Below are 14339 nucleotides of genomic sequence, written 5' to 3' on the forward strand. Positions count from 1 at the left end.
CGGTGAAAATTTTACTTGCAACAGTCTATGATTATCCACACCTGGGCGGGCTGTCGACCCACCTGACGACATTGAAGGCGGGGCTCGAATCACGCAGCCATGAGGTCGACGTCGTGTCGTTCTCCGACGTGCCGAAATGGAAGCGCGACGGCATCGTGCGCGGACCCGCGTTTTTATTGAACAAAATGAAACAGGGCAAAGGCTACGTCTGGACGCTGAAGCGGCGCCAGGACGAGCTCGCGATCCTGATCAAGGATGCGGTTTCGAAGAAGGACTACGACGTCATCAACGCCCAGGACGTCTTCACGACGTTCGCGGCGCTCGAGACGAATGTGCCCGTCGTGAGCACGGTGCACGGCTACTTGACGTTCGAGGGCATCTCGAAAGGGACGCTCATCGAAGGGTCACCGGAAGCGAAGGAGCTGCAGGAAGCGGAGCGCAGAGGCTACAAGGCGACGCGTGAAGTGATCACCGTCGATACGCGCATCAAGGAGTACATCCTGAAAGAGACCGGCGTGACGGGCAACATGATCAAGAACTTCATCGACGTGGAATCGTTCAAGCCGGAAGTCGAGCGGCGTGCGGAGTTCCGGGATACATACGGCTTCTCGCAGGACGAGCTGATCTTTTTCGTGCCGCGCCGCCTGACGAAGAAGAACGGGGTCATCTACCCGATCCTGTCGCTGCCGGCAGTCGTCGAAAAGTTCCCGAACGCGCGCGTCGTGTTCGCGGGGACGGGCGAGATGATGGAGCCGATGAAGCAGAAAGCGGCAGAGCTCGGGGTTGCCGATCACGTGACGATGTTAGGCGCGGTCGATCACTCCGTCATGATGCAGTATTACGCACTTGCGAATGTCGCGCTCGTGCCGTCGATCTACTCGGCAGGTGTCGAGGAAGCGACGTCGATCTCGGCACTGGAAGCGATGGGCTCCGGCGTGCCGCTGATCGCGTGTGCGGTCGGGGGCTTGAAGGAAATCGTCGACAGCGGCAAGGACGGCCTGCTCGTTGAGGAGCAGAACGTCGAACAGCTGAGTGACGCGATGATCAAGCTGCTGGAAGACCCGGCGTACGGCGAACAGCTGGCTGCGGCGGGCCGCGCGAAGATTGTCGAGGAGTACTCGCACTTCGCGGCTGCTGAGAAATATGAAGCGATCTATTTGAAAGCACTGAAACATTGACCGCGAAGCTCCCTGGTGTTTTGTCAGGGAGCTTTTCGCAGTTTATGATCCGAGATGTGGGAGGACTACTATGGGCAAGTTAAAACAGGCGGCGCTGTGGACGGCGGTGCTCGCACTCGTGCTGAAGCTGTCGGGATTGTTCCGGGAATCGATCGTCAGTACGAAATTCGGGGTGTCGCACGAGACGGATGCGTATTTCCTCGCATTCCCGTTCATCACCCTCGTCGTTGCGATGATTTCGACGGGCTTCAACAACGTCTTTTTACCGATGTATATCAAGAACCGGAAGTCCGGCGATACGGGCGATCATAATGCGAATGCGCTGCTGAACTGGACGATGATCCTGTTCGTCGGCATCAGTTTTGTCGGCTGGTTCGGCGCTCCGTACTTCCTGCCGATCTTGTACGTCAACATGTCGGATGAGATTGCGGCGCTCGCGGTGCCGATGACGCAGGTGTTCTTCGCGTTCATGACGGTGATCGCTTTGAGCGGGCTTCTGGATTCGTATTTGCAGTCGCGGCGGATCTTTGTGCCGTCGCAGATGTCGAAGCTGCTCGCGACACTGTTCTCGGTGATCTTCGCGGTGCTGTTCAATGAGCAGTGGGGCATCTTCTCCTTGGCGTATGGGTTCATCTTCGGGACGATCCTCGGCGTTATCGTACAGCTGTATTACCTGTTCAAGTCGGATTACAGGTACCGGCTCGAGTTCCGGATGGATATCAAGTTCCGGAACGCGTTCCTGCTGCTGATTGTGCCGTCGCTGCTGAACTCGGTTGTCGGCCAGGTAAATTTCTTCGTGAACAAGGCGTTTGCGTCCGGGATCTATGGCGGGGTGACGTATTTGAACAATGCGTCGCTGATCATCAGCATCCCGAATGCGATCTATGCGACGACGCTCGCGACGATCATCTTCACACTCATGAGCGAGCAGACGGAGGACCGGGCGAAGTTCAAGGAGACGTTCTTACGCGGAATGGAGATCTCGCTCGTGACGCTGCTGCCGATTGCAGCAGGGCTGTTCGTCGTCGGGGATTCGGTCATTGCGCTCATCTACGAGCACGGGAAGTTCACGGCGTCCGATACGCATAAGACGCATATTGCGCTCATGCTGTACTTGCCGGTCGTCGTGTTCCAGGGCATGCAGCTCATGCTGTCGAAGTCGATGTACGCGCGCGGCAAGACGGCGGTTGTATTCCGGATCAGTGTGACGACGATCCTGATCAACTTCCTGAGCAACTGGCTGCTCGTGGATAAGTACGGCTACCCGGCGCTCGCGATTGCGACGTCTGTGGTGAGTGTGTACTTCTTCGCGGTGTCGATGGTTGTCGTGTACCGCGATCTCGGTTCTGTTGAGCTTGCGCGGTTCGGCCGGATGGTGCCGCGGGTGCTCGTGCCGACTGTGCTGATGGGCGCGGTTGTGTGGGCGGTGAAGGTGTTTGTCGGTGTGGGGTCGCTTGGGCCGATTCCGCAGCTTGTGATATTGGTGCCGATTGGTGCTGTGGTGTATGTGGTGGGTGTGTTTGTGTTCTATCGCGCTGGGTTCAGGCGGTTTGTTGGGTTGTTGCGGCGGGGGTGAGTTTGCGCCCGCCGGGGGCCGGGGAATTGAGCGGTTGGCTGGCGGAATGGAGCGGTTCGGACGGCGAATGGAGCGGTTTGCCCGAGGAATGGAGCGGTCATTCGGCAGAATTGAGCGGTTCTCCGGGGAATGGAGCGCTTCTCTGCAGTAATTGAGCGGTTCGCTGGACCCGGGATACCGGTGCACGTCACCATTCGCGGAAGGACGCGAATGGTGTCGCGCACAGGTACCCTGGGGAGCGTGTCTGTCCCCCTTCCCTACGGATCTGACAGGAATGGCGAAGCGGCAGCGGAGCCCACCATTCAGGGTTTTTCTGAACCCAGGAACGGGCGGGTTCTCACGTGGAATGGGCTGGTTCCCCTGCGAAGCGGGCGGGTACGTCCATTGGACCCGGGTGTCTGTGCGCGTCACAATTCGCTGAGGGGCGCGAATGGTGTCGCGCAGCAGGCACCCTGGGGGCGGGGGTGAAGTACACGGGCAAGAGGACATGCTTGTTTCTCCCCGCTTTTGTTTCCCCGGGTTTTATTACATATAATTTGGTTTTCATAAAGGAGTGGGTGTTCAGTGAAGAAGTGGATGGTTGCGGTGGTGCTGGCGCTGCTGGTGCTGGCTGGGGCGGCCTCGGTGTTCGTGAAGGGGACGAAGACGGAGCAGGTGCTGTCGACGGAGGCGATCCGGGTGGCGGTGGAGATGCCGCGGCTGGTAACGCTGTCGTATGAGAAGGATACGGAGCGGACGACGGAGGATGCGGAGGAAGTGACGCATGTGTATTCCGTGCACCGGTTCGGCAAGCGGATCGGGACGTATGAGCTGACGGAGCGGACGCTCGGCAACGGGACGCAGTTCGTATTCGAGCGTCTGGCGAACGACAGCCGGTTCGGGGTGACGCTGACGACGGCGTATCATTTCAATGGGTCGGATGATGTGACGGCGACGGAGTGGAATCCGCGCAAGGTGGAGCATCCGCACCATGATACGTTCGGGACGGATCCGACGGTGAATCCGTATGGCCGGCTGACGATCAAGGACAATGCAATTGCGGAGGCGGTTGTCGGGTATTCATTCACCTCGAAGGAATTGCTGAAGAAGTACGATGTCGGCGAGAGTAAGCTGCGGGAGCTCGGGTCGGAAGTGCAGGATGTGACGATGCTGCCGGACGGGTTTGCGCGCGGGCTGAAGGCGGGCGGCGTCGGAATCGGCGAGTCGTGGCTGCTGCTGTCGGACTCCCCTCTTTTCGGGGGTCCTGAAGAAGAGAATGAGTGGATCGACTTTGCGCTCGAGAACCAGTTTTCGCAGCTGAACTGGCTGACGAAGGACGGGCCGTATACGAAGCTGCCGTTCTCGATCGATCCGGCGACGAAGATGGGCTACGGCCGCGTCATCGGGCGGATGGAGGATGATGTGGCGCTCGAGTGGTACGGCAAGTCGGAGTCGAAGTTCTTCGAGGATATGGTGCTGAACTCGCGGGTGAACTTGCTGAACTACATCGCGGAGTTCGGCGGCACGCGCTGGCCGACGGAGTATACGAGTGCGTGGCTGAACAACGCCTACGGCATCAAAGCGCCGTATGTGGATACGCGGTATAACGAGTATGTCGCGTTCTTCCTCGAGAAGACGGCGGCGAAGTTCGATGCGGACGGCAGTGATATGCGCCAGTATGTGCCGGTGTATGCGGACTATCTGCTGTCGCGGATCGAGAAAGGCGAGACGATCGAGGCGGGCGACGGGTTTTTGATCGTGGATTATTTCGATGAGGATCCGGAGACGAAGCTGCCGCACGCGTCGCTGAACCATGAGCTCGGCGGGCTGAAGATCCTGCTGACGGCGTATGGGCAGACGGCGGATAGGAAGTATCTGGAGGCCGCGAAGTCGGTGATGGCGGGCATCGAAGGGTTCGGCGCGTCTGAGGGCGGCTGGATCCGTGAGAATGGCGACCTGTGGTACCAGGCGCGGCCGGATGGCACGTTCTCGGGCGATGATTATCCGCAGCTGACGCTGGTGGATCTGGTGGAGACGCAGTCGCTGCTGGAGGAGATGGAGCTCGGGCGCAATGCGTATTTCGATACGCTGATCGATTCGAAGATCAGTTATTTGCGGTCGCAGGGTGAGGAATTGATCGAGAAGGTGACGAAGCATTTGAAGCAGGGGTGATGGCGCCCCTGTTTTTTTGTGGAAATTTTTGGGGGATGTGGCGGTTGGTGGGCGGAATGGAGCGGTTCGGCAGTGGAATGGATCGCTTTGGCAGTGGTATTGAGCGGTTAGCGGGAGAATGGAGCGGTCTGACGTTGGAATGGATCAGTTAGCGCGGGAATTGAGCGGTTCTGCGTGGGAATGGAGCGGTCAGTGATGTGGCTCCCCTTCCCCATTCCGTAAACCCCTCCTGTCAGGTTCACAGGAGGGGCAGCACGACTTCTTTTCGTTATTGTTCAATGACGTCGTGGGTGTATGTCAACTCGGTCAACGTCGCTTCATCGATGTTGAGGCCCAAGCCCGGGGTTTCGCTCAGCCGGACGAATGGCAGGTCGATGTCCAAGCGGGCGATGTCTTTGCTGAACATGAGCGGTCCGACGAGTTCGTTTGTCTGGATACGTTTTTTGGCGGTCGCGAGGTGCAGGCCGGCAGCTGAGGCGACGGCGGATTCGACCATCGAGCCGATCTGGCACGTGAAGCCGGCGAGCTCCGCCTGGTGGACGAGCTGCATGGCGCGGTACAGCCCTCCGCATTTCATGAGCTTGATGTTCATCATGTCGGCGGAACGTGTGGCCGTCAGTTCGTACATTTCCTTTTGACCGTGGAGCCCTTCGTCGATCATGACCGGAATGGCCGTTTTTTGTTTGATTTCCTTCAGGCCGTGCATGTCGGAGGCGATGACCGGCTGTTCAATCCAGTCGATCCGGCAGTCTTTGATCTGGTCTAGCACTTGCATGGAGGCTGCGCTCGTTTCCCAACCTTGGTTTGCGTCGACTTTGATGGCGATCTGGTCGCCGACGGCTTGCCGTACTGCCCGGATGCGCTCGATGTCCAGCTGGCTGTCGGTGCCCACTTTCAGCTTGAGGATCCGATACCCTTCGTTCACCGCTGCTTTCGCTTCGGCCGCCATTTCCTCAGGCGGAAGGATGCTGATCACTTTCGGGAACTCCAGCTGGTCATGATATCGCCCACCGAGCAGGTTGAATACCGGTTGCCCGGACGCTTTGCCCATCAGGTCGTAGCAGGCGATGTCGATGGCGGCCTTGGCAGTCGTGGCGCCGTAGATGGCCTTGTCCATCCGGTCGTGGATCCGTTCCAGGTCGAACGGGTTCATGCCAATCACGGATGGAGTGATCGTATTCACCAGGATCGCCCGGACCCCTTCCCACGTTTCACCGGTGACATGCTCATCCGGTGTCCCTTCCCCGTAGCCCGTCAGGCCTGTGTCCGTATGCAATTTCACAAAGATGGACGGCATATCCTTATACGTATGGTAACTGATGATGAACGGTGTCTTCAGCGGCAGGCGGACGGCGAACACTTCGATCGATGTGATTTTCATGACTGCCCCCCCATGTACGCCAGCATACTTTCAGTGAACAGTTCGACGCCGATGGCAAGCATGCTTTCATCAATATCGAATTTCGGATGGTGGTGTCCGTATGGGCGATCCGCCTGTCCGATTCCAAGGAAGATATAGGAAGCCGGGATTTCAGTTGAATAATAGGCAAAGTCCTCGCTGCCCATGATGCCATCAATACGTGTGACCTGCCCTTCCCCGAACAGCTGTTTCGCCTGCTGTTCCATGAACGCGATGAGACCGGGATCGTTGTCGAGTGGCGGGTCGCCGTGCTGGTAGTTGAGCTCGAAGGTGGCTCCATACGCCTGGCAGACCCCGTCGATGATAGTGTGCAGCCGTTCTCTGATATGCTGGGAGGCTTCTTTATGGAAATAGCGCACTGTCCCGGACGCATACGCACTATCCGGGATGATATTGTAATTTGACCCTGCGCGTAATTCGCCGATACTAAGGACGGCTTCTTCGCTCGGACTGAGGCTTCTACTGATTATCGACTGGATCTGCAGGATCACGGCCGACATGGCGAGCGTCGGATCGATCGTATCCTGCGGCATGGACCCATGCCCACCCTTGCCTTGTATTGTGAAGGAGAACCGGTCAGCGCCCGCCATTGTCGCGCCTTCGCGCACACCGATGATGCCGGCGGGGATCGGCTGCCACAGATGGTAACCGAATATGGCATCGATGCCATCAAGCAGGCCGGCCTCGACCAATTGAGTTGCACCGCCTGGCAGTTCCTCCTCGGCATGCTGGAATAGGAACAAGATCGTGCCTGCCAGGTCATCGGTGCGGTTTACGAGCTGTTGGGCCACGCCGAGCAGGATGGCCATGTGCCCGTCGTGCCCGCACGCATGCATGACGTGTTCATGCTTGGATGCAAAAGGCAGGCCGGTCTGTTCCTGGATCGGCAGGGCATCCATGTCCGCCCGGATGATGACGGTCTTTCCTTCCGATTTGCCGCGCAGAATACCAATGATATCCTTGCCGGTCATGCTGTATGTGTCGAGTCCCATGTTTTCGAGCTGCTGCTTCACGTATTCTTTTGTTTCAGTTTCTTGGTGGGAAAGCTCCGGATGGGCATGCAGATATCGCCGCTGCTGTACAATCCATTCGGCTGTTTCTTGCTGTATCGTCATTCTGGAAGCACCTCCGTATTGGTTATGAGTAGTTGATCAGATGGGCGATAGTTACAAATATCGCACCGAGCGTGTAATGGATCAGGATGAGCGGAAAGATCCACTTCAGCCATTTCGACCAAGGGATCCGTGCAAGGGCAAGTCCTGCCATGAAGTATCCCGATGTCGGCGTGAAGATATTGGAGATCCCGTCACCGAACTGGAAGGCAAGAACAGCCGTCTGGCGTGTGACGCCGACAAGATCGGAAAGCGGTGCCATGATCGGCATCGTCAGTGCTGCCTGCCCGCTCCCTGAAGGGATGATGAAGTTCAGCAGACACTGGATCGCATACATGCCCACTGCCGCCAAGGTCGACGGCATCTCACCGATGGTCGATGAAAACGCATACAAAATCGTGTCCATTATCCCGCCTTCCTGCAGGATGACGAGGATGGCATTGGCAACGCCGACGACCAGCGCCCCCATCACGAGCACTTTACACCCTTCGATGAACGCCTCTGCAATTTCGTCGAGCTTCATGCGTCCGACAAGTCCCATCGAAATCCCCATCAGCAGGAACAGCCCCGAGATTTCCGTCAGGTACCAGCCGAACTGGATGACTCCGATTGCCAGACCGACCAGGGACGCGAGAAGGATTAGGAAAATGATCTTATGCCGCCCGGTCATTTCCTCGATACTGCCTGCCGGCTCGATCGGTTCACCGATTCCATACACGAGACTCTTCGTCGGGTCCTTTTTGACTTTCAAGGCATACCGCATGACATACCAGATACTGATCGATAAGAAGATCACCCAGAAAATGATCCGCAGCCAGAGGCCGGAGAAAATGGGCAGCCCTGCAATCCCTTGGGCCACCCCCACCGTGAACGGGTTCATGAATGCCGCCGTGAAGCCGGCTGACGTCCCCAGCAGGACAATGGCCGCCCCCACGATGGAGTCGAAACCGATCAGCACCATGAGCGGAACGAGGATTGTAATATAGGGGATTGTCTCTTCTGCCAGGCCCAGCATAGCTCCCGACAGTGCAAAGAATGTCATGAGTATCGGAATCATCCAATACTCGCGGCCCGCCATCTTTTTCGATATCGTTCCGACAGCCGCGGAAATTGCACCGGTTGCATGCAGGATTCCGAACGATCCGCCGACGATGAAGATATAGAAGATGATTCCAGCCGTATTCTGCATCCCTTTGTGGATCGACTGGAAGATTGCCAAGAACCCGGTTGGCGTCGATTCGACCTGATGATAGGTCCCGTCTATTACGATGGTCCGGTCACTGTCGTCCACCAACGTGTCATATTGTCCTGCCGGCACGATGTAGGTGGCTATTGCCGCTAAGATGATGACGATGAATAGAATGACAAAGACGTGAGGCACGTGGAACTTCCATTTCTTTTTAGCTGACTGATCCTGTTTCATTTGATTCCCTCCCTTTCAGCTTCTAGACGTCGGTATATGGACGCTAACTTTGTTTATTATACTAAAGAAGGAGAAATCAAATGTCAATATATTTTTAGATTATTTTAAAAATAACGTTAGACAAGACTTTGGATCGCAGTCCCTTCGGAGGGTGTGCAGATTACCCGCCCGAAGGGAATTCCAGTTGATAGACCGCACGCGGACGTCCGTTCCGATGGGGCTGTTCCTCTCCCACGATGTGCAGCCAGCCGACGTCCATGTATTTTTTCAGCATCCTTTCGGCACTCCGTTTCGTCAGCTGGAAGTAGTCCGCTATATCGTCCGACGTGAAATGGCTGTCGGCTCGCGCTTGCAGGAACCGCTGCATCTTGACGAGATTCGGGATACTGACTTTCGCCGTGTTCGCCAAAAAGCGGATATGACTGTCCGTGGTGGAAAGAGTCCGGACCTGCTGCCTTTCCAACGGATCGATCACTTCATGGTTTTCGGTCATCAGGAAGAAGGCGTGGTGGCCAGGCTTGCAATGCGATAACGCAATTGTTGCATTCTTCTTCGCTTCCGTGATTGTCATCCCGAACCCGGCTCCCGCCTGAAGGGTAGCAGACAGATTGTCCGCAGCGGAGATGACCGGCTGCAGCAGACTGGATTGGTTCAGCAGAAACTGGATGCTCCCTTTCGTTCCGAAGTATTCGAACGACAAGGGACCGACCTGTTGGATTTCAGCATTTACCTGCCGGGAAGCTGTCTGCATGGCTTTCCGGATGGGCGTTAGCTTGGCTGTCGCATCTTCCTGCAGTGTGTCCCCAGAGACCGTGATTAGACAGACAGCCACCTGGGCGAGTCGTGTTTTCTGTAAGACCCCTGCCTGTTCGGCACGCAGGAGGACATCTCTCACCGTGCTGTCCGCATCAATGAAACGCAAGCAGGGAATCCCCCGTTCCACCAGACGATCATAGACGGAGTGGATGCTGGTGACCGCCAATGAGGTCTCTCCGGTGTTCCACAGGTCCGAATGGAATGTGAGGATTGGGTCTGCGTCGAATTGCGGGCATTTGGTCGTTTTGAGCCAGTCGAAATCCATAATGTGGACGGGGGCCGGGTCCAGGCGCAGCTGGCGTACGATGTCATCCACGTAGCGGCGGTCAGGTAAATCGATGGACAGCTTGTCTAGCGGACATAGATTCTGCGACAGAATATGAAGGAGTGTAAGAGATACGTTCAGCTCATTATCCTCCATGTAGACCGCTGGCTTATCGAATTTATCGAGCAAACATTCCGCATGGCGGTAGGGGAGAATGCCCGAGAACAGATACACGTCGCATGCTTCCGCTTGTGGAAGGAGTGTTTCCAAATCATCGACGGAGGTGTATCTGAATTTTTCTAGTTGGACGCTCTTCATTGCCGCTTCGAACGTTGTAATGAGCTGAATTGTTTCAGAAGAGCCGAATACTGCGATTTTCACCATCTGCATTGTCACCCCTGGCTGGATTTTCAGTATGTACGGCCGCCTGCTTGCTGGCGGCCTTTCTCTTATCCTATCATAGCGGAAGGTGCTGTAAAACTCGGGAGGAAAACACTGCAGGAAGCCGCGTTGTTTTAAAGTTTTCACGTGGCCTCTCACAGAAAGGGGACTTGAGGAATGGAGCGGTATGGAAGCAGTATTGAGCGGTCACTTGCTTGAGCTTTTCGCCCCCTGTTTGAGCGTTGAAGCACGAGATTTGAGCGGTCAGCGAGGTTACTCCCTTCCCCCACCACCCCACAGGAAATGCGGAGCGGCAGCGGAGCCGACCATTCAGCGGGGTTGACGAGCGGAATGGCCGCGAGGATTGGGAAGATGCGGGGCACAGCGGCGGCCGCGGGAATGTAGTTGGCTTGGGGAATGGAGCTGTCAGCGAGGGGCTTTCCCACTCTACCCGGGTGTCGTGCAGCAGGCACCCTGGGGAACGGGCGGGTTCGTATGCGGAATGGGCGGGTTGCCCGCGGGAACGGGCGGGTCGCGTGGCGGAATGGGCGGGTTCCTCTGCGAAACAGGCGGGTTGCCCGCGGGAATGGGGGGGTCGTATGCAAAACGGGCGGGTTGCCCGCGCGAAAAGCCCCGTGCGGCTGCACGGGGCTTTCGATTGATCAGTTATTGACGATGGTGACGACGTCGCTGCTGATGTAGCCGGATTTGGCTTTGGCGTCGTCGCTGAAGACTTCGTACCATGTTTTGCCGTCGTCGCCTGTGACAGAGCGAATGACGGTGAGCGGGTAGCCGAGGGACAGGCCGTTGCTGGTTTTCTGGTAGATGCCGTTGTAGCGGCTTGTGTACTTGAACAGGATCGGTGCGTTCGTGCTTGGGGCGGTCCGGACGTTTGTCGGGACCTCCAGCTTTGTGAACGCGAACTGTTTGTAGCGGCCGTAGTCCTTGCCGCCTGCTGCTTTGTCCAGCTCATACATGTGCGCGCCGGCTTTCGCGCCCCATGTCGGGTCGGACGCGTAGTTGACGTTGAAGCCTGTGGTTTTATTGCCGAAGGCTGCGCCTTGTGCGCGGTCGAGTTTGTTGGCCGGGTCCATGTAGTTCGGGTTCAGGAAGTCCTTGACGAGCGCGACGGCACTGTCGCCGGGCTTCTTGAACGTCCCTTTGTCCGGACAGAGTTTTGTCAGCGAGTCATATTTGTACAGGCCGAACAGGTTGTTGCACGTCTGCGCCGTTTGACTCATGCCGTAGTCGCCTTCGTGCACGGCGAGGGATAGGATGAGCAGTGCATTGACGTTGTAGTCGTCTTCGAGCTTCTTGAATTCCTTGCCGAGTCCGACGAGCTTGGATTTGGTCGCTGCGTCTTTGTAGCGGCCGCCGTGTTTCTCGCGGTCTTTCAGCACTTTGTTGATGAGCGTATCAAGTTCCGCTCCTGTGTAGCTTGTTGTCGAACGGGCGGACAGGAATTGGAAGTACGGCAGGAAGGTGCCGGTGAATCGCTGGTTCGTGTCATAGAAATGGACGCCGTCCGGGCTGTAGTACGTGCCGTTCTTCTTCAGGAAGTCCGGGGCGAGCTGGACGTAGTAGCTGGCCGATTTCTTCGTCATGTAGTTGTACGTATGGTGCGTCAGTGTCCCCCACTGACTCACGGTGTAGTGGTCGCGGTCCGTGACGAGCTGGATCGGGATCAGGTCGGTTTCCGAGTGCTTGACGTACCCTTCCGTCGCGCCGACCTGGACGTTGATGTACTGGTCGTTCGAGCCAAGGTACTTCATTTCCCGGCCCTGCTGGATGTAGGTCGCTTTCTTTTTGAAGTCCTTATCGAAATAGACGATCGTGTTTTCCACTGCACCGGCCTTCGATGTGTTGTCACCGAATGCGAAGCCGCTGCGGACGCGGATGATCTCGTTGCCGCGGTACATCGCCTGGATGGATTTGTCGCTGTTGAATTCATTTGCCGCATCCAGGTACTCTTTGTAGCCTTTCGACTGCTTGACGAGCTTGCCGTTCGAAATGGTCGCGAGGTAGTAGTCTTTCGTGACGACCGGCGGTTCCGGAGTCGGCGGGACCGGATCCTTCGGGTCTTCCGGCACCGGCGGCTGTTCCGGTGTTTCCGGGATCGACGGCAGCGACGGCGGCTCGTAGGCGTCGACCGCTTTCAGGTAGCGGCTGATGAAAGCTGCGGCCTGTTCGCGGGTTGCGTTCGATTTCGGTTCGAAGCGCATGGAGCCGTCCTTGTTCGGGATTCCGCTGATGATGCCGTAGCGGATGTTGTAGTAGGCGGCACGGATGCTGCCGGACGACTGGAACTCCTTGACGTCGGTGAAGTCGATGCGTGTTTCCTGGAGCACCATTTCACTGTAGTTCAGGACGTTCATCATCGTCAGGGAGACTTGCTCGCGTGTGATCGGCGCATCGGGCTTGAAGATGCCGCCGCTGTAGCCGCCCATGATGCCGGCCTGCTGGACACGGTAGATGTCTTTGGCGAGTTTGCTGTTCTTTGGGACGTCCTGGAAGCTGCCGGCTGCTTCGGGCAGTTTCAGGGCGCGGGCTATGAACGCGGCGAACTGGCCGCGGGAGACCTGTTCGGTCGGGCGGTAGGTGCCGTCATCGTAGCCGGAGAGGATCCCTTTGTCGATCATTTCACGGAGTTCCTTCTCGAGTGTGCGGCCTGAGAGTTCATCGGCGTGTGCTTTCGTGGCAGGGATGAACAGGGAGATTAGAAGCAGGCATGCGGTGAGCACGGCTGCGAGTTTCGCGGCGATGTGTGTGTGTTTCATAGGATGGTGCCTCCTTCTGGATGGGTGGTGATTTACAAAGAAATGCCGCCCTGCATGTGGAATCCGGGGCGGCATTTTGTTGTCTTACTGGATGTTGCCGACGCTGTAGAGCGCGGCGGAGAATTGTGCACGTGTGGCGTTCGCTTGGATCGAGAATTCCTTTGTCTGGAAAATGGATGTCTTGTCCATCTTCTTCAGAGCGCTGATCGCACCGGCTGCACGGTATGTGACCGGTACATCGATGTACGGCGGTGTCGTCAGGCTCGACGCTGTCTGGCTCATGCTGAAGGCGCGGTCGAGGATGATCGCGAGCTGCGCTTTCGTCAATGGGTCGTACATGCCGAACATGCCGTCTTCGTAGCCGCTCAGGATGCCCGCGTCGCTCATGGCGGAGATGTCTTTCGCGAACGCGTGGTTCGCCGGGACGTCGCTGTAGCTGAGCGGGAAGCGCGGACGCAGCTTCAGCACACGGTTGATCATCGTGGCGGCTTGTCCCCGTGTCACTTGCGTGTCCGGCTGGAACGAACCATCCTTGAAGCCGCTGATGATTTCGTGCTTCGTCAGTGCTTCGATCGCGTCGAATGCCGGGTGCTTGACCGCGACGTCGCTGAATGAGGCGGACGGCTGTGGCGCCGGAGCTGGTTTTACCGGTGCCGGTTTCGCTGGCGCTGGTGCCGACGGCTTTGCAGGTGCAGGCGCTGCAACCCCTGTCACCCGCTTGGCACCGACATATTTCGGCGCCCAATACGGGTGCGTGTCCAGATTCGCGATGCCGACACCGCCGGTTTTCGCGGAGAGGAAATCTCCGTTGCCGATATAGATGCCGGTATGCGAGATTCCCTCTTTGTATGTATTTTCAAAGAATACGAGATCTCCCGCGCGCAGATCGCTGCGCGGTACGGCTGTGCCGACGTTGTATTGGGTTTCCGATGTGCGCGGCAGACTGATGCCGAACTGCTTGTAGACGTAGAGGATGTAGCCCGAACAGTCGAAGGCATCCGGTGTGGAGCCGCCGAACAAGTATGGCACCCCTTCGAATTTCTTCGCATAGGCGACGATGCTGCTTCCCGAGACGGCCGCGCTGCTCTTCTGCGGCAGGACAGTGAAGACGCTTGCAATTGCTAGCACAAAGGCCAAAAACACGACGATTCGCTTTTTCATCTCGCACCTCGATTTAGGATGTTGGACTGCTTCTATGTACCTTACAAACTAGTAATGTTTACTTGCTTCTATGGTAACA

At 57.2% G+C, this 14339-nt stretch carries 9 protein-coding genes; 3 read left to right on the forward strand and 6 right to left on the reverse strand.

Going from position 1 to position 14339, the window contains the following annotated elements; all coding sequences use genetic code 11:
• Positions 1–2 precede the first annotated feature (2 nt).
• From BN1190_RS13400 to BN1190_RS13410, 3 genes are all read left to right on the forward strand, one after another.
• Positions 3–1178, forward strand: a complete 1176-nt coding sequence (locus BN1190_RS13400) for a glycosyltransferase family 4 protein (RefSeq protein ID WP_040287505.1) — start codon at positions 3–5, stop codon at positions 1176–1178.
• Between the two features lie 70 nt (positions 1179–1248).
• Positions 1249–2754, forward strand: a complete 1506-nt coding sequence (gene murJ, locus BN1190_RS13405) for a murein biosynthesis integral membrane protein MurJ (protein ID WP_040287506.1) — start codon at positions 1249–1251, stop codon at positions 2752–2754.
• 564 nt (positions 2755–3318) lie between these two features.
• Positions 3319–4905, forward strand: a complete 1587-nt coding sequence (locus BN1190_RS13410) for a hypothetical protein (protein ID WP_040287507.1) — start codon at positions 3319–3321, stop codon at positions 4903–4905.
• A 268-nt stretch (positions 4906–5173) separates the two neighbouring features.
• Here the strand turns inward: BN1190_RS13410 and BN1190_RS13415 are convergent, their stop codons facing one another.
• The 6 genes from BN1190_RS13415 to BN1190_RS13440 all read right to left on the reverse strand — a co-directional run bounded on the left by BN1190_RS13415 (position 5174) and on the right by BN1190_RS13440 (position 14260).
• A complete protein-coding gene (locus BN1190_RS13415; protein ID WP_040287508.1) occupies positions 5174–6286 on the reverse strand; it encodes a mandelate racemase/muconate lactonizing enzyme family protein in 1113 nt (370 codons plus the stop codon).
• Positions 6283–7440, reverse strand: coding sequence for a M20 metallopeptidase family protein (locus BN1190_RS13420; RefSeq protein WP_040287509.1), 1158 nt, complete (start codon positions 7438–7440; stop codon positions 6283–6285). The genes BN1190_RS13415 and BN1190_RS13420 overlap by 4 nt, the downstream gene beginning before the upstream one ends.
• A gap of 22 nt (positions 7441–7462) precedes the next feature.
• The gene (locus tag BN1190_RS13425; RefSeq protein ID WP_040287510.1) at positions 7463–8860 is read right to left on the reverse strand and encodes a YfcC family protein; all 1398 of its coding nucleotides are present in this window, start codon (positions 8858–8860) and stop codon (positions 7463–7465) included.
• Positions 8861–9020: 160 nt separating this feature from the next.
• Positions 9021–10325: a hypothetical protein gene (locus BN1190_RS13430; protein ID WP_040287511.1), complete on the reverse strand. Its 1305-nt coding sequence runs from the start codon at positions 10323–10325 to the stop codon at positions 9021–9023.
• Between the two features lie 659 nt (positions 10326–10984).
• Positions 10985–13099 (reverse strand): S-layer homology domain-containing protein, encoded by a 2115-nt coding sequence (locus BN1190_RS13435; protein WP_040287512.1) that lies wholly within the window; start codon positions 13097–13099, stop codon positions 10985–10987.
• An 84-nt stretch (positions 13100–13183) separates the two neighbouring features.
• On the reverse strand, positions 13184–14260 hold the full coding sequence (locus tag BN1190_RS13440) for a C40 family peptidase (RefSeq protein ID WP_040287513.1): 1077 nt from the start codon (positions 14258–14260) through the stop codon (positions 13184–13186).
• Positions 14261–14339 lie beyond the last annotated feature (79 nt).

The organism is Sporosarcina koreensis (assembly GCF_000826145.2).
Lineage (GTDB): Bacteria > Bacillota > Bacilli > Bacillales_A > Planococcaceae > Sporosarcina > Sporosarcina trichiuri.

Excerpts from the sequence above, each read along its gene's own strand:
- murJ (WP_040287506.1), top strand. The coding sequence starts at position 1,249 with ATGGGCAAGTTAAAACAGGCGGCGCTGTGGACGGCGGTGCTCGCACTC.
- BN1190_RS13415 (WP_040287508.1), bottom strand. The coding sequence starts at position 6,286 with ATGAAAATCACATCGATCGAAGTGTTCGCCGTCCGCCTGCCGCTGAAG.
- BN1190_RS13420 (WP_040287509.1), bottom strand. The coding sequence starts at position 7,440 with ATGACGATACAGCAAGAAACAGCCGAATGGATTGTACAGCAGCGGCGA.
- BN1190_RS13425 (WP_040287510.1), bottom strand. The coding sequence starts at position 8,860 with ATGAAACAGGATCAGTCAGCTAAAAAGAAATGGAAGTTCCACGTGCCT.
- BN1190_RS13430 (WP_040287511.1), bottom strand. The coding sequence starts at position 10,325 with ATGGTGAAAATCGCAGTATTCGGCTCTTCTGAAACAATTCAGCTCATT.
- BN1190_RS13435 (WP_040287512.1), bottom strand. The coding sequence starts at position 13,099 with ATGAAACACACACACATCGCCGCGAAACTCGCAGCCGTGCTCACCGCA.
- BN1190_RS13440 (WP_040287513.1), bottom strand. The coding sequence starts at position 14,260 with ATGAAAAAGCGAATCGTCGTGTTTTTGGCCTTTGTGCTAGCAATTGCA.